Origin of the sequence: Furfurilactobacillus curtus, assembly GCF_045862785.1 — a bacterium.
Classification (GTDB): Bacteria; Bacillota; Bacilli; order Lactobacillales; family Lactobacillaceae; genus Furfurilactobacillus; species Furfurilactobacillus curtus.
Genome location: NZ_BQXO01000061.1, coordinates 1 through 516, shown reverse-complemented (window position 1 = coordinate 516; position 516 = coordinate 1). Strand labels below are relative to the sequence as shown.

The window sequence follows — 516 nt, the reverse complement described above, 5'->3', positions numbered from 1 at the left end:
CGAAAGCCTGATGGAGCAACGCCGCGTGAGTGAAGAAGGGTTTCGGCTCGTAAAACTCTGTTGTTAAAGAAGAACGAATCTGAGAGTAACTGTTCAGATTGTGACGGTATTTAAGCAGAAAGCCACGGCTAACTACGTGCCAGCAGCCGCGGTAATACGTAGGTGGCAAGCGTTATCCGGATTTATTGGGCGTAAAGGGAGTGCAGGCGGTTGCTTAAGTCTGATGTGAAAGCCTTCGGCTTAACCGGAGAAGGGCATCGGAAACTGGGTAACTTGAGTGCAGAAGAGGGTAGTGGAACTCCATGTGTAGCGGTGGAATGCGTAGATATATGGAAGAACACCAGTGGCGAAGGCGGCTACCTGGTCTGTAACTGACGCTGAGGCTCGAAAGCATGGGTAGCAAACAGGATTAGATACCCTGGTAGTCCATGCCGTAAACGATGAATGCTAGGTGTTAGGGGGTTCCCGCCCCTTAGTGCCGCAGCTAACGCAATAAGCATTCCGCCTGGGGAGTAC

General features: G+C 51.6%; 1 rRNA gene. It reads left to right on the top strand.

From position 1 onward, the window contains the following. A 16S ribosomal RNA gene (locus ACKTR2_RS10445) occupies positions 1–516 on the top strand; the annotation flags it as partial.